At 57.6% G+C, this 15,259-nt stretch carries 15 protein-coding genes; 11 read left to right on the top strand and 4 right to left on the bottom strand.

The features are described 5' to 3' along the window. Nucleotides 1–97 precede the first annotated feature (97 nt). The 6 genes from ABID26_RS31040 (at nt 98) to ABID26_RS31065 (ending at nt 6,020) form a co-directional block, all read left to right on the top strand. Nucleotides 98–688, top strand: a complete 591-nt coding sequence (locus ABID26_RS31040) for a hypothetical protein (RefSeq protein ID WP_354417452.1) — start codon at nt 98–100, stop codon at nt 686–688. Nucleotides 689–690: 2 nt separating this feature from the next. After that, nucleotides 691–1,329 carry an RES family NAD+ phosphorylase gene (locus ABID26_RS31045; RefSeq protein WP_354417542.1) on the top strand — a complete coding sequence of 213 codons (639 nt, stop codon included), beginning with the start codon at nt 691–693 and terminating at the stop codon, nt 1,327–1,329. A gap of 530 nt (nt 1,330–1,859) precedes the next feature. Continuing rightward, complete coding sequence (locus ABID26_RS31050) at nt 1,860–2,423, top strand: cold-shock protein (RefSeq protein WP_354417454.1); 564 nt, start codon at nt 1,860–1,862, stop codon at nt 2,421–2,423. A gap of 467 nt (nt 2,424–2,890) precedes the next feature. Then, nucleotides 2,891–3,346: a Ros/MucR family transcriptional regulator gene (locus tag ABID26_RS31055; RefSeq protein ID WP_354417455.1), complete on the top strand. Its 456-nt coding sequence runs from the start codon at nt 2,891–2,893 to the stop codon at nt 3,344–3,346. A 1,088-nt stretch (nt 3,347–4,434) separates the two neighbouring features. Beyond that, a complete protein-coding gene (locus ABID26_RS31060; protein WP_354417457.1) occupies nt 4,435–4,647 on the top strand; it encodes a nitrogen fixation protein NifQ in 213 nt (70 codons plus the stop codon). Nucleotides 4,648–4,937: 290 nt separating this feature from the next. After that, on the top strand, nt 4,938–6,020 hold the full coding sequence (locus tag ABID26_RS31065; RefSeq protein ID WP_354417459.1) for a cytochrome-c peroxidase: 1,083 nt from the start codon (nt 4,938–4,940) through the stop codon (nt 6,018–6,020). Between the two features lie 56 nt (nt 6,021–6,076). Here ABID26_RS31065 and rpoN read toward each other — a convergent pair whose 3' ends face one another. After that, on the bottom strand, nt 6,077–7,525 hold the full coding sequence (gene rpoN / locus ABID26_RS31070; RefSeq protein WP_354417461.1) for an RNA polymerase factor sigma-54: 1,449 nt from the start codon (nt 7,523–7,525) through the stop codon (nt 6,077–6,079). A 70-nt stretch (nt 7,526–7,595) separates the two neighbouring features. After that, complete coding sequence (locus tag ABID26_RS31075; protein WP_128371851.1) at nt 7,596–8,129, bottom strand: peroxiredoxin; 534 nt, start codon at nt 8,127–8,129, stop codon at nt 7,596–7,598. 1,625 nt (nt 8,130–9,754) lie between these two features. On the opposite strand from ABID26_RS31075, the gene ABID26_RS31080 reads away from it, so the two are divergent. From ABID26_RS31080 to ABID26_RS31095, 4 genes are all read left to right on the top strand, one after another. Further along, on the top strand, nt 9,755–10,096 hold the full coding sequence (locus ABID26_RS31080) for a hypothetical protein (protein WP_189407090.1): 342 nt from the start codon (nt 9,755–9,757) through the stop codon (nt 10,094–10,096). Next, complete coding sequence (locus ABID26_RS31085) at nt 10,068–10,748, top strand: nucleotidyl transferase AbiEii/AbiGii toxin family protein (protein ID WP_354417464.1); 681 nt, start codon at nt 10,068–10,070, stop codon at nt 10,746–10,748. The genes ABID26_RS31080 and ABID26_RS31085 overlap by 29 nt, the downstream gene beginning before the upstream one ends. Before the next feature lie 869 nt (nt 10,749–11,617). Beyond that, complete coding sequence (locus tag ABID26_RS31090; protein WP_354417544.1) at nt 11,618–11,830, top strand: DNA-processing protein DprA; 213 nt, start codon at nt 11,618–11,620, stop codon at nt 11,828–11,830. Nucleotides 11,831–11,832: 2 nt separating this feature from the next. Then, nucleotides 11,833–11,922: a hypothetical protein gene (locus ABID26_RS31095; protein ID WP_354417465.1), complete on the top strand. Its 90-nt coding sequence runs from the start codon at nt 11,833–11,835 to the stop codon at nt 11,920–11,922. 311 nt (nt 11,923–12,233) lie between these two features. Here ABID26_RS31095 and ABID26_RS31100 read toward each other — a convergent pair whose 3' ends face one another. Further along, a complete protein-coding gene (locus ABID26_RS31100) occupies nt 12,234–13,148 on the bottom strand; it encodes a nucleotidyl transferase AbiEii/AbiGii toxin family protein (RefSeq protein WP_354417545.1) in 915 nt (304 codons plus the stop codon). After that, the gene (locus ABID26_RS31105; protein WP_354417467.1) at nt 13,138–13,764 is read right to left on the bottom strand and encodes a type IV toxin-antitoxin system AbiEi family antitoxin domain-containing protein; all 627 of its coding nucleotides are present in this window, start codon (nt 13,762–13,764) and stop codon (nt 13,138–13,140) included. Before ABID26_RS31105 ends, ABID26_RS31100 begins: the two co-directional genes overlap by 11 nt. A 547-nt stretch (nt 13,765–14,311) precedes the next feature. Here ABID26_RS31105 and nifH point away from each other — a divergent pair. After that, the gene (nifH, locus tag ABID26_RS31110) at nt 14,312–15,205 is read left to right on the top strand and encodes a nitrogenase iron protein (protein WP_040971496.1); all 894 of its coding nucleotides are present in this window, start codon (nt 14,312–14,314) and stop codon (nt 15,203–15,205) included. The last annotated feature ends 54 nt before the right edge of the window (nt 15,206–15,259 follow it).

The following is a 15,259-nucleotide window of genomic DNA, read 5'->3' on the forward strand; positions in this document are numbered from 1 at the left end:
TCTTGTCGGGGCGATCCGTCGCGCGCTTCAAGAGACAGCGCCGGCCCTGGTAGCGCCAGCAACTGCGACCTCGACAGGATTCGTGGATCTCGCTGCCGTGGCCGCTGACATCGCCCTGGGGCATTCCGTCGTCCTTCAACTCAAGCCCGACCTAGACGAAGGACGCCGAAGCGCGGTGCGCTCCTTCCTTGAAATAGTTGTCCGCGTGAGTGCCACGCTTGACGAAACACGCCTCGAGTCGGCGATCGGCAAGCTCGCGGAGGTCCTCCTGCCCGATGAGCTCGCCGACGCGCGCGGAGCACTGGCCTCGGACAACCTCGAGCTCCGTGATCGATTCGTCTCGGAGGTCCCCCAGCTCACGAGCGCCGAGATCGGAGCACAGGCGGGGCTGAAGACCAAGAACCCCTATGCGACCGCAGCGCGCTGGAAAAAGGCCGGCAACATCTTCTCGGTTCAGCACCGCGGCAAGGAGTATTTCCCGGCTTTCCAGTTTCGCGAGGGACGGCCGCACCCGACGATCAAGAAGGCGCTCGGGGCACTTCCTTCCCGGCTGTCTGCGTGGCAACGTGCCTTCTGGTTCATGTCGACGAATGGCTGGCTGGCCGACAAGGCACCCGCCGATATGCTCGACGATCCGCAGTCCATCATCGCAGCCGCTGAACGAGAGGGCGAAGAGGTGGCTGGGTGAGCGTGTCAAGCGTACGCCCGCCGCCCTTTCCCTTTCCGAGCATCAACACCCAAAAGGTCACGAAAGGTAGCGTCCTCCATCGAACGCACGGCTCCAGTTTCCGGCCGGCGCAGTTCAACCCATGCATGGGCCAGCCGACGCGGTTCGCTCCTTTTCAAGACTCCGCAGGCACATGCGTCCCGACGCTTTACGCGGCGACATCGCGGGAGGCAGCGGCTTTCGAGTCGATTTTTCACGACATCGAAACCACTGCCGTCTTCAAGACAGTCCGCCTCGACGTCGTCGAATCGCGCAGCGTAAGCCGCATTGCGCCGAAGCGCGATCTGCTCGTGGCCGGCCTATTCGCGCCGGATCTCAAAGCGTGGGGCATAAGCCGCGCCGATCTCATCGAGACGCCGAAATCGACCTACGGTCAGACTGTTCTTTGGGCTCAAGCGATTCACCGCGCTAGAGCGGACGTTGACGGCCTGCTTTGGACATCTCGACAGTGCGACCCGGACCGATGCGTAATACTGTTCGAGGATCGTGTGAGCGAAGGAGATTTCGAGGTTCACGACAGCATCGAGGTCGGCGCCGACGCGGACCTGTTGCTCGAGATCCGAGCTTTCGGCCTGCGCGCCGGCATTACCATCATTTCGTGAGCATGCGTTAATGTTGAAAACACATGCTCCGCGGCCGGTCGACCCTCCTCACGAGAGACCTAAGTTTTCTCGATACCCGAAGCCCATAGACGAGTAGGGGGCGCGGGCATCCCGAAAAATGCCTGCGCTCGATCAGGGCTAGATCAGACCTCCAACAGGGGTTGACCGGGTGACGGAGGACTGTAGCAATGATGCGGTCGGGCGAAGAGCGGCACTCCCAATAACCGAGCGGAACGCGTCTCAACCATGGCGGATCGGTCCCGGAATAGAAGCGCCGTGGCGACGCATTCGCGACGACTTGCAAAGAAGGATATCCAGTGGTTAGAAAGCGAGGCTCAAAGCGAGTGAGAGCCCTCTGCAGAGCCTGGTTGATTGAACCGCGCCCTGCTGCCCGGCTGACAATTCTAGCTTGTCGCTGATCAAAGACGGATGGCGCTTTTGAAGAGCTGACACGTGCGACCGAAGACTCAAGCGACCGCCCATCTTGCCAACCTTTGGTGCCCAGCACCATTTCCTTCCCCTGAGATGACATGAGCAAATATAAGGATTACCGCAAGCCCCGTCGGCGTCGAGATGACGACGGCCCGTTTCCTTTTCCAGAAGAGGAAGCCGTCCCAAGCTTCTTTCATCAAACGTCACCTGCGACGGCAAAGCCGGTAGACGCAGAGGTCAAGTGGTTCAATGCAAGCAAAGGTTTTGGCTTCGTCAGGATCTCGGACGGAAGGGACGCCTACCTGCATATGCGGGCATTGGAAGCGGTTGGAAGGAGCAGTGTCCCAGAGGGAGCGCGGCTCAAGGTCACCTTGGACGAGACGCCAAAAGGCCATCAGGTCGCGCAAGTCCTGGAGATCGCACAGGAGACGGCCAACACTTCGAAATCCGCGCCGGAAAGCGCCGGCACCGTCAAATGGTATAACGCCGAGAAAGGCTTTGGCTTCATTGCCCCTGAAGCCGGCGGGAAGGACGTATTCGTTCACGCGTCAACTTTGGCCCGCTGTGGAGTCAGCGAGCTCGTGGAGGGACAAAAGGTTTTTATCGAGTGCGCGCAGGGCAAGAAAGGTCTGGAGGTCCAAAGCATTCGTGTAGCTGCTTGACGACGGCCCAGCCCTTTTGTTGAACGCGCAATGGTGAGCCATTCACTGCGCATAAGCACATCAGAATGGCGCGTTTCGCGGTGCTCGATCCTCATCTTTAACGAGGGCCGATATGGTTCACATCGTGCTCACCGTCCTTGGTACGGTCGTCCAAATTGAGGCTGCGGTTAATCACGGAACGCGGGCGCGACGGAATCGAGCAACGTAACAGCACCCATAAGGTGGCAAACAGCGGCTTGACAGAGATTATCATGGTACTGCTTGCCGCCGGCCTGGGCCCAACAGGAATTGCCAAACTGATCGGCTGCTGTCTAATGCCGGTTTATCGGATCATTCAAGCCTCTAATGAATCTTCTACTGCGATAGCTAGAAGTGGTTGACTAACGTCGATATAAGCAGATCATGCTGGCCTTCCTCGACAAAGCCGGTAAAAGAGCACCATGTTGTCACGCAATAGGAGTAATTGAATGCCCGAAGACACCGCAGATAGCCGAGGCCTGTTGATTGAACTTACGGCAGATATTGTATCTGCCTATGTCAGCAAAAACGCGGTTCCCCCCGCGTCACTGCCAGAGCTTATCGCAAGCGTGAACTCGTCATTGTCGAATGTTGGGCAAGCGGTCGAGCCAGAGAAGCCAGCCCAAGCGCCTGCGGTTAATCCGAAGCGGTCAGTGTTTCCCGACTACATCATCTGCCTGGAGGACGGCAAGAAATTCAAATCGCTTAAGCGGCATCTCAACGTCCACTACGGCCTGACGCCCAACGAATATCGCGAGAAATGGGGATTGAAGCCCGACTACCCCATGGTGGCGCCGAACTATGCGGCCCAACGATCGGCGCTGGCGAAGTCGAGCGGTCTCGGCCACAAGGCTCTCAGCAATTCCGAAAGGAAGTCGGCGAGGGCGGCACGCAAATCTAGGTAGTGGGCCCAATGCCTCCCCCAGGTCGATGCGCCATAGGGTGGAATTGACCGGCCAAATCTGTAAGGCCTTCAAATCCGACATAGCCCTGCGCACAGCCGAAGCTAACTCGGAGGCGACAAGGACGCCGGCAATCCTTTCGTAGCAAGTCCTGCTACGGCTAAAGTGATCGCCGGCTGGTCCTGTGCAATCGCGGCCGATCGCGTCACAGCGGCTGCCTGGCTGCTTGAGCTGCGCGGCCAGATAGCTACGCTCGAGTGAGACGCGAACTCTATCGCAGGGGTTCCTTGAAGGGCCTGCGCGGCCTCGAAGACCGCTTCGATTTAGCAGGCGAAGTCCAGATAAAATTGCGGGGGGAAGGCTTTGAAGACGAAGTCGAGGCGGTATTGCGGCAGCGACCCCTGTCCTCCGCCGCCTCGACGATAACCGTGTATACAGATAACTCCGCAGCCCCAGTCGACAGACTTAAAGCTCGACGTGGCTGATGAATGAACACCCGCGCCCGCCGTGATTAGGAGCGCCGGTGGCCGCACTAACTCCCGACTTTTCCGCTGTCGATTTTGTCGGATTAGCGACAACTTTAGCTCGACCGAGACAGGCTCTTCGAGCGTAACCGCTGCAAGTTTCCAGAAAAATCTCGGTTGGCCTGAAATGGCATGATCCTTGTTGTTTTCCATTCGATGTGATCGCCGCGGGCAAGAATCGCGACCGCTCGCAAAACCCAAATGGAGGAAAAGGATGATACGACCGGAAAGAGATTCAATCTTTGGTCAGCCTCAGATCCGCCTTGAGGGGCGCGAGGGCTTCACCGGGAAAGTCCCGGTGTGCTTTTCATCTCGTTCGATGTTCGCGATCAAGCGACGCAGGCCCATGACCCAGCTTCGATCAGCATGCGCTTTCTTGTATCATCCTGCGACCGCTCGACGAAATCGACGCAGGCACGGCAACGGCAACCGGATTAACGGGTCTTTCGCGCGCCGCGCTGAGAGAATCCTGCCCCACAGTTTCCCCGCCATCAACATCTCTGCTTTTGCCTTGGCAAGGGCGACTGACCCGCAGCCGGACATGGAGTACTGCTGCTCGATCTGCTCTTGGCGCATGCCCGGCCGGTCGATCCCGTCAGCACTTCATTCGCCAAAATCATCGCGCATCGCGCCATGCACACAGACTGTCTCTGGCAAGACCTCGGCCTTTTCGATCGTGACGAGCTCAGCCGCTTGCTCGCAACCCATTTTCCGGCGCTCGCCTCGAACACCGAAAACATGCGATGGAAGAAGTATATTTATCGGAGGGTCTGCAGGTAGAGGGCTTTTTTCGTGTGCAACGCCACTGTCAAGACTGTAGCGACTTCGATGCTTACTTCGGTCCGGAAGAGAGTGATATCCACTCCGCGCGTGCAGTGAACGGCTGGGATGCGAACTGATAGCAGTCTCGTTAGAGCCAGGCCGCGCTTGCTAAATCGCTCGACGTCTTGGGCATTCATGCAATTCAGGAATGACTTTCAACTCTAGTTGCGAAGACGCGGTCCGGGGGCTGCGGTAGTTCGTTTGAATCCCTAGAAACTTGACCAAAGCAATGGTGGGTACTTACGTCGATGGGCTTCGTGAAGACATTTATTGTCTCCTTCTTCCGCTTGGCGGCGGGATTGGCGTTTCTATGTGCTGCACTCACAGGCTGCCTGCTTGCCTCCACAGCCATGGGGCAGGACAACCTGCTGGATGTTGCGAGATCGCTGTTTAGCCCCATTCCCAAGCGTGCTGCAGACCTGGACGGCAATCCGGCGACCTTAGAGAAGCTCGAGTTGGGCAAGATGCTCTATTTCGAACCGCGGCTCTCGCAAGCTCACAACATCAGCTGCAACACCTGCCATCAAATCGGCCGTGCTGGCGGCGATGGCCGCTCCACCTCTATTGGCCATAACTGGCAGCGCGGCGGCCGCAATGCGCCAACTGTATTCAACGCGGTGTTCAACATCGCTCAGTTTTGGGACGGACGGGCAGCGGATCTGACGGAGCAGGCCGGCGGCCCGATTTCCAACCCGACGGAGATGGGGACCACTCCCGGGCACGCCGTCGAAGAGCTCAAGAGCATTCCTGGGTACGTTGAGGCGTTCGGCAAAGCCTTCCCTGATGAAATCGATCCCCTCAGATATGACAACATCGCGAGAGCCATCGCCGTGTTCGAGGCGACGCTGATCACGCCTAACGCACCCTTCGACAGGTATCTCGAGGGTAACGAGAACGCACTCACCACTGAACAGAAGGAGGGGCTCAGGCTTTTCACCGACAAAGGATGCTCGTCTTGCCACAACGGCATCAACCTCGGTGGGAGCATGTACGCTCCTTTTGGGGTGGTCGAAAAGCCCGGCTGGGAGTTCCTGCCGCCTGACGACAAGGGACGCGTCGAGGTGACACGGAAGGTGGATGACGACTATGTCTTCAAGGTCCCTACGTTGAGGAACGTCGCACTCACCGCCCCCTACTTTCACAGCGGCCATGCATGGGATCTAGAGCAGGCCGTGGCGGTGATGGGCACGACCCAGCTTGGTACGCAGCTGAGCCCTGAGGAAGTCGACAAGATCACCGCTTTCCTACAGGCGCTCACCGGGGACCAGCCGAAGGTAACCTATCCAACCTTGCCGCCGAGCGTCGCGACGACACCCCGGCCGGCGCCGTGACCGCATAATCCTGAAAGGGCGGCTAATAGACGCCGAGAAGGGGCCGGACGCCTGCTTCAATCTTGATCGCCAATGAGCCATAGCCGCTTTTCCCGGCGCCGTCCCACGGAGGAGGGGATGTTCATCGCCTCGCGATATTTTGTGACGGTGCGGCGCGCAACATTGATGCCGGTTTCCTTCAGTCGGACGGCGATCTCGTCGTCGGAAAGCACGTCACCGGGCGATTCTTGAGCAATTATCGCTTTGATCCGATGGCGGACAGCTTCGGCGGAGTGCGCGTCGCCGCCCTGGCAGGAGGCAATCGCGACTGTGAAAAAATACTTCAGTTCGAACACCCCGCGCGGGGTAAGCATATACTTGTTCGAGGTCACCCGGCTCACCGTCGACTCATGCACATTGATCGCCTCAGCGACAGTCCTGAGATTGAGAGGCCGCAGATGAGCCACGCCATGTTGGAAAAAGGCATCCTGTTGGCGCACGATTTCAGTCGCAACTTTAAGAATCGTCTTGGCACGCTGATCCAGGCTGCGGATTAACCAATTCGCGTTTTGCAGGCATTCGTTCAGAAACGCTTGATCTTTCGGATTCTGGACGGCGTGGCGCGAGATTTCGGCGAAATAGGTTTGGTTGATCAAAACCTTGGGCAATGCGTCCGGATCTAGTTCGATCTGCCATCCACCTCCGGGCGAGGGCGTGACCCAGACGTCGGGTATGATGGATTCCGGCGCTCCGGATTGGAATCGGTTGCCAGGCTTGGGATCGAGCGCACGGATTTCATGCAACATCTCGAGAAGGTCTTCTTCATCGACGCAGCAGTGCTGCTTCAACGCCTGGAAATCGCGTCTGGCAACCATCTCAAGGTTCGCAACCAAGGCGGCCATTGCCGGGTCGAACCGGTCTCGCTGACGCAACTGGATCTCGAGACATTCGCTGAGAGTGCGAGCAAAAATTCCCGGTGGATCAAACTGCTGCAAGGTTGCGAGAACCCGTTCCACATCCGTCTCGCGGGCGTTCAGTTTGCCGGCCAGTTCCACAAGGTCCACCCGAAGATAGCCCGTATCGTCCAGATGGGCTGCGAGCTCGCCGGCAATCAGCCGCTCCTGTGGTGTGAATGCAGTGAGCGCGATCTGACCAGCGACGTGGTCGTGCAATGTTTCGGTGCAGGCGGCAAACTCGTCCAGGGCAGGGCGACTATCCGCAGGGGTGTTCGTCGTGTTGCGCAGCGATTTCCATTCCCCCGGTCGCTCTGCGGCCGCCGCGCTCGTCGGCCTATCCATGTCTTTTTCGCGTGCGCTGGTGGACTGGTCTGCCGAAATCGGCACGTCGCCAAGAGCCTCACCGTCGTTTGAAGCTGGCTCCAAAAGCGGATTTTTCTCGAGTTCCTGCTCCACGAATTGATGCAGTTCGGCGCGCGCCAGTTGCAACAGGCGAATCGACTCAATGAGCTGAGGCGATGCCACCATAGATTGCTTCTGGCGTTGAAGCAGCCTTGCCGAGGACAGCATGTTGAGCGCGAAACTCCGATCGAGGAGGCTCTTGGCCGTGCGTTAATGGGATTGCCAGACGCTCACTTGATCATGCGGCGGCCTGCAGTGTTTCAAGAACGTTCTGCGGGGATGAGACGGCATAGGGATCGCTCTCGCAGTTGTCGGAGAATCCTTCTTCCTCAAACCATTGCTCCACCGCACCGTCGTTGATCAGGGCGGCGTAGCGCCAGGAGCGCATTCCGAAGCCGAGATTGTCCTTCGCAACCAGCATACCCATTTTGCGCGTGAACTCGCCTGAGCCGTCCGGGATAAGCTCGACCTTCTGCAGCCCCAAGGCCTTGCCCCACGCATTCATGACGAAGGCATCGTTGACGGAGATGCAGTAGATTGCGTCAATGCCTTCCTTCTTGAACTCGTCATAGAGCTTTTCGAAATCGGGCAGTTGGTAGGTCGAGCAGGTCGGGGTGAAGGCGCCAGGCAGCGAGAACAGGATGACGCACTTGCCATCGAAATAGTCGTCGGATGTCTTGTCTTGCCAGCGGTATGGATTTGGCCCCTCGACGGACTCATCGCGAACACGCGTGCGAAAGGTAACGAAGGGGACCTTCTTCGTGACGGTCATCAAATAGCTCCTTTTACAAGAAAACTGGCATGGCTTCTCGGTTTGGGCCGACGCAACGTCGACTCGGCAGGCATGCCGGACATGAGATGAAGGCCTTCGCGGCTTCCAAATCGCTCTTCCATCCGGTGGTACGGGAAGGCCTTGGCCCACCCTCTTCGTCATCCGAATGGCCGGCCCAATATGAGTGATTTGGGCGGGATCAAGCAACCCCTTGGCGGCAAGTGGCGCTGGAAGGGATGTCAATGACCGCCTGGCTGTCCCCGAAGAGAAAGTGGTGGCGATCGACAGTGTCAGTGTCGAAATAGGCGTGTGGCGCCGCAACGTTGCGGTTGCGCAAGAATCTCGCTTCACGAAAGTGCTTCTGCGTATTGTAGGTTGCCCATGGCGCGCCGACGTCGGTTGGGTGACCCTTCGATGCGGTGCTTCGGCATTCACATGCTGATGAGGACCGGCAAGCAGCATTTGGGCGCATGCCGCGCTGTCGGATGTCGGCCTCCAACAACACCTGCGCAGAAAAGCTAGCGAGCACTGACGTCTGGAGGGGACGACCTCCCGATGTTTATCCGCAATTGTCACCGTCGCCTCAAGCGCTTGTCTGGAGTCACCAATGATTCACTCGTCGCTTTGTTGGTGGTTCGATGGTTCTAATGAGCCGTCGCAAATGCCGTGCCATCTGACTTGCAGCAGGGATGGAAGCGATTTTTACCTTGAGTAGAGAGACCTGCTTTCGGGGTCGCCATGGAGGAACGGCTTCCGTCTAAGACGGCGATCTCATCGGGCTGAACTTGTAACATCTCAAGCAGCTAATGCTCGGGAAACATACAAGGCGTTTTCACGTGACGTCTCGACGAACCTTCTTGTGTCAGAAGGTGGACGAAAATGTCGGAAGCTCTACCAAGGACAGGCTGGGCCGCGAGAAGGAAGAAGTGGTGGAACGGAGACGATACTCATGCTGAACCCGAAGCGCAGCTTCTTCCTCCTCGTCAATCCGACGAGGTCCTGTGTCCGTCCGCGCGTAGCCGAATGGGAAAGGGCCGAAATAAGCTCGTTCATGTCAATGAACTCTGCGCTCTTTTCGGCACGTCTGTAGGAACTCGCGGCGGCAGCCGGAGCACTTGAAAGCGCGCCTGAGCGCGTAGCAGCCGAGAAGGCCGCGGCAGACGGGCTCGCCATTCGTCTTTGGCCAGCGGAAATGGCAGAGCGTCGTGTAGGCGCGGCATGCCGGGAACATCAGGAAATGCTGCCCGTTCGGATTTCACAATCCCGCGTCTCGTGTCGGATCGCGACGGCTATATTCCAACCACTCCGGACGCTCCAGAAACGTGGAGGGCAGGCGGTGCGAGGAAGATTGAGAGTCCTGGGGTTCATGTTCAGGCTCCTGGGCTGGCAGTCGTCGATACGCAATGGCGAAGCGGCGGCCCGTGGGAGGCCCAACCAGCGTCATGTGCTTATCCCCTCAACATTGGGTGGGCCCTTGGTGGCTATTTCCGCGGGAGTCGATCGGTCCCTCACATTGGGGCTGACAGGCGGAACGGGCCGTTGCGCTGCGGTGAATTCTATTATGAGGCGCGATGCCAAATTGCCCGTGGGTCGACTCTGTCGGGCGAAAGAACTATATACCCAGAATGGTTCGCGCGATTACGAAAACCCATATCATTGGCGCTGCTGAAGGTTTTTCAGCAGTGGACGGGCTTGTATTGGCTACGGTCAACGCGCCCTACAAGCGGGATATCAGCGTAGCGGCGCTGCGGGAGTGTATTGCCAAGGCCAAACTGGACGATTGGCCCGTCCATGTCGCCACTTTCTTCACAGACGTGGAGCCTTTTCTCGTTTTTCAATTTGCAAGCGCTCACGGTATCTCTAAATCCAAGCTCGCCAAGGCTTACATGGCAACGAAGGCCGCGACGGGCGAGTACAATCCGGATTTGGAGAGCGAACTTGTCTCACTGGCTCCTTCTCCTCGATAGAGCAGTAGCAGGCCTCGATCGACTCCGCGCGAAAGGGCAACCCGTCCCCGATTGGGTGCTCGGGGGCGGTACCGCTCTGATGGTCCACACTGGTCATCGCCTGAGCAAGGACATCGACGCTTTCATCGATGACCCCCAGTATTTGTCGATACTTTCACCCCGATTGGGTGGCGAAGGCATCTGGGAACATCAGGCATACGATGAGGCGCCAAACTACCTCAAACTGATCTACCCAGAAGGCGAGATCGATTTTATCGTCGCTTCTTACATTACTAATGTGCCAACGGCGCGCAAAATCATTGACCTGAGGGAGCTTAGTCCGGAACTTTCCCATTCGATTGAAATAGAACATCCAGTGGAGATAGCCTTAAAGAAGCTTAATTATCGTGGCACTTTGTTGAAGGTCCGCGACATATTCGATATCGCAGTAGTGGACCATCTATTCCCGGATTTGCTGCAGGACAACTTACGCTTCGTGTCGCATTTGAAAGCGGCTATTGGCACCAGGTTGATCAACCTCCAAGAGGGTCATGTTCGCAGTGAATTGCAAGAACTCGATATTGCTGAAGAATGGAGACCCTTTGCCGCTATCTGCCTCGATCGCGTGAGGGAGATTGCGGAGGCTATTCCTGAGCCGATATCCACGCCATAGCCAAAGCTTCCAGGTAACTGGCCCTTCGAAGGAGACGCGTTGCCTGCGGCTGAATAATGCCGATAAGGGATTTGGTGGCGTTGCTACCGAATAGCGCGAATTCCTAGGGTCTGCCGCTCATTAAGGAGCTGAAAATTATTGTATTTTCCGGCGAACCTCATCTTGCCTTGAGCGATATCTCCGCCGAGAGGGCTTCGGTGTACAGCGTAACGCCGGAGTTCAATAACTGCCGGATCGCCAGAAATTCAACTCGAAATTCTGCGCTCGAATTGACGGCGGCACCGTGATTGGCCAAGAGGCAGCCTTGGAGAGAAAAGGCCCGCTGCCGGGAGGAGGTGGCAACGGGCCCGATTCGAAAACGGCACTAGAGGGGGTGTGCCGCATTCAAGGTCGGCATCGCATCTAGAGAGTTGATGGCCGACACCCTCATAGTAGCTTCCACGTCAGATATTGCAACGCACAAATGTCATTCCGCAACGCAAGACCGGCATCTGCCTGCCACAAAAGAGCCCGCAATCGGGGCGACCATGACCTTATCCCACAAGACACCGACAGGTGAAAATCGAGCCGCAGCAGGCGACCCGTGCCGACAGGTGACGCTCTTCCAGTCACGTTACCGGTTGTAACAAAGCGCGCTTGACTGTGCCTCCTATCCGCAAAAGCTGCGAGACGCCAAGCGTCCAATCGAGCTTTTGTATTCCAAGGCATCTGGGAACTCACGGTGACGCGCTGCATAGCCATGGTCGGCGCCCACGAAGCGACCGACGACGAAAAGCAGGGATGCAAGACAGCTGGCGCGCGACCTCACCGTCCGCAAGCGCGCGCTTCGGAAGGACGGCTTCACTATCGTTTCGGGCCTAGCCGCCGGAATCGATCGTGTCGCCCACGAACCGGCCATCACTAACGGCGGACGCACGATTGCGGTAATCGGTACGCCTCTCAGCACCTACCATCCGAATGAAAACAGAGACCTCCAGGAGCGCATCCCCAAGGAGTTTCTGCTGATTTCGCAAATTCTGCTTTTACGCGATGCCGCTCAGGCCGGTCCGCAAATCTGCTCTTCTTCCCTCAACGAAACGTGACAATGAGCGCTCTCACCGAGGCCACGATAATTGTCGAGGCAAGCGATACGTCAGGCACGCTCACGCAGTCGCATCACCCAATTCTATCTTAGCAACTTAACTTAATTCAAAAAAGGAATAGTTTTTCAAACTTTTTAAGGCAAGCCAGAAAGACAATCAAAAACTTAACCATTTGAAAAATAAGGTTCATGCTTCAAAAGTTCTGGAATTGACGTCTCTATATCCATCATATTCCATGATCGCGAAGAGTACAGCGAAAAAATGGCTAAAAATGCGCTTCGAAGTGCTATGTCGACAGGTCGACACCTCCGCGCCCTAAGCTGATCCGCTGCCGTGGCAGACGACCGATCCGCAACGATTTCGAGAGCCGTGATCCGCCCATGGAGCAAAGCAAGTCAGAGCTTTACGTCCAAGGGCCGCCGGCCGGCCAATGACGCTCGAAACCGTCGCCTAAGGCTGCAGCCTGGAGCGGCGGAAAAACGAACTTGCCAATCGCGACGATCACGGCCGGGAGATTCGATGGCTGCAAGAGAAGCGGTTCCCTTCCGACGAACGCCGTCCATTGCCTTGCCTTCTCGATGTCCTCGGCAAAAGCGGCACTGAGTCCAAGCGGAGTCTCTGTTGGCAGTAGCGTGTCACGGCGCTCAAATGTCGCTCGGATTGCCTGGACCAGCGATCCACCTTCGAACGCGAACAGCCGCGACAGCGCCAGCAGGTCGTAAAAATCCTTCATGCGACTGTTCGCCTGGCCAAGCACGACGATTGCCTGGAGTTTTTCGGCAACCACGGTTTCCCTGGGATAGGCTCTCAGTCGAGGACCCTCGGCCGACAGAAGCGACGGAAACTCCAGCTCCTGCGCCGTCGGCGTAACAGCGTCACCAAAGCCGATGTCAACTTGTACCGGGATCCGGGTCCTCCCGAGAGACGCTGTCGTCTGCACCCTGACGCCGCCATATTGCTGGCCTTCACGGATCGCCTCGACGCTTAGGCCGTTCGCATCGTACGCCAGTCCGTCTTCTTCGGCCTCGATCCGGCAGATCGTTTCGAAAACGGATCGGATCGCCGCTACGGCCGGATTGCCGAATCCGAGAAGATCGAGGTCCTGCGTAGGGCGAAACGGATCGTTGAGCCACGCTGTGAAGAGCATCGCGCCCTTCAGGATGAACTGATCGCGATGCGGGGAGATGCTCAGCCGATAAAGCAGCCTCTCGATGGCGTATCGCCTCAGGATGAGCTGATTGTCCGTCTGCTTGTCCCGCGCGATGTTGCGGAGCCGAGCAAGAATCGATGCTGGAAGATTCGCCGGCCTATCTTTCATCAGCAACTGTGCTTTCAAGATAAGGACGAACGACACTCCAGATGCGAAGGGCCTGCGCATATCGGGCAATGTCGTCGGGCCTGACCTTTCTGGCCCGCCAGCCCATGCGGAGCGCTTCCATTGCAACGTCGAGGCCGACGGCCTTGCGGAAGCGGAAGCAGTCCACGATCGACTTGGCCGGATCAAAGATCCGGACAGGCACCGAATCGATGGTGTAGGTCTTGACGCCAATGGTGAGCGCCTTTTCGCCGAAGCGAGCAACCCGGATCGGCGGATAGTCGATCGTCGGCTTGCGGTCCTTGGAGCCGATTGCGATCCAGACGCTGCGCGGAAGCTGCAGCGTGATCTCATGAAACTGGAGCGCCGATACGAGGCAGATCACGCCTTTCGGAACTCGAGTTGCGATCTCGGCCAGGGAATGAGAAATGTCGACGTCGGCATCCGCGCGTTCGTAGAGCCCACGTGAGGGGCGATGGAGGATGCCCTCGTCTACCAGACGCGCAAGTGTAGCCGGATTGATGCCTCGGCGTTTCAGATCCGACAGGCGCATGATCCCGTGGTGCTCAATCAGACTGACGGCAAGGTCGCGCTGAGAGGTTTCAAGGGATTCGATCATGTATCAAAATGTCGGCAATTACAGGTAAGTTACGACATTCTATTACACCGGAGAGGGGAAGTCGGCAAGCAGCCCTTCCACCGTTCTGTAAACGTGGCGCGAGACATCGGCGCGTCAGCATCGTAGCGCGATGAGAACATAGCGTTCCCGGCGCATGTCCTGCGTTAGCTTCCGAAAAAAGACCGTCATCGGCCGAATTGGGCTGACGGTATTGCGATTTTGGGCGCTCGGACACAATCCTGCATGGCGAGAAAGTGCCAAACCCGGCCGAAGATGTTGGTCCGGCCTCGATCGGTTAATGGCTGTCATATTTAACGCTGTCTGACATGTTTCGTTGGTCTTGTCAGGTTCGCGACATAGGCTCGGCTAGCCATTCCTTTATTTTGCTCAGGTCAAATATCTGAAAAGGAAGAACAAAAAACTTTCTTCGATCGGTCAATAAAATTGGCATGAGTTTTGAGCCTTGCTTTACGAGGCGGCGAAAGCTGCCGACCGGCATTCATATCGCGGGCAGCCGCGATGAATGGAACGAAGGAAGGAAAGCTACATGTCAGGTCTGCGTCAGATCGCCTTTTACGGCAAGGGCGGCATCGGCAAGTCCACCACCTCCCAAAATACGCTCGCCGCCCTTGTCGATCTTGGGCAGAGGATACTCATCGTCGGCTGCGACCCCAAGGCCGACTCCACCCGCCTGATCCTGAACTCGAAGGCGCAGGATACCGTGCTGCACCTTGCTGCAAAGGAAGGTTCGGTGGAAGACCTCGAACTCGAGGACGTGCTCAAGATCGGCTACAAAGGCATCAAGTGCGTGGAGTCGGGCGGCCCCGAGCCGGGTGTAGGCTGCGCCGGCCGCGGCGTCATCACCTCAATCAACTTCCTCGAGGAGAACGGCGCCTACGATGATGTCGACTATGTTTCCTACGACGTCCTCGGGGACGTGGTGTGCGGCGGTTTTGCAATGCCGATCCGCGAGAACAAGGCCCAGGAAATCTACATCGTCATGTCCGGCGAAATGATGGCGCTCTATGCCGCCAACAACATCGCCAAGGGCATTTTGAAATACGCCCATTCAGGCGGCGTGCGGCTCGGCGGCCTGATCTGCAACGAGCGCCAAACCGACCGCGAGCTCGATCTCGCCGAAGCACTGGCTTCCAAGCTCAATTCCAAGCTCATCCATTTCGTGCCGCGCGACAATATCGTCCAGCACGCCGAGCTCAGGAAGATGTCGGTGATCCAGTATGCGCCGGACTCGAAGCAGGCCGGAGAATACCGTGCGCTGGCCGAGAAGATCCATGCCAATTCGCGCCAGGGCACCATCCCGACCCCGATCACCATGGAGGAGCTCGAGGACATGCTGCTCGACTTCGGCATCATGAAGACAGACGAGCAGATGCTTGCCGAACTCCAAGCCAAGGAAACGCCGAAGGCGGCCGCACTGTAACGAGCGTTGTCGACTTGAGGCGCGGCCTTGACCAAGCGTGCCTTTCGAATAACG

It is taken from the genome of Mesorhizobium shonense (genome assembly GCF_040545255.1).
Lineage (GTDB): Bacteria > Pseudomonadota > Alphaproteobacteria > Rhizobiales > Rhizobiaceae > Mesorhizobium > Mesorhizobium shonense.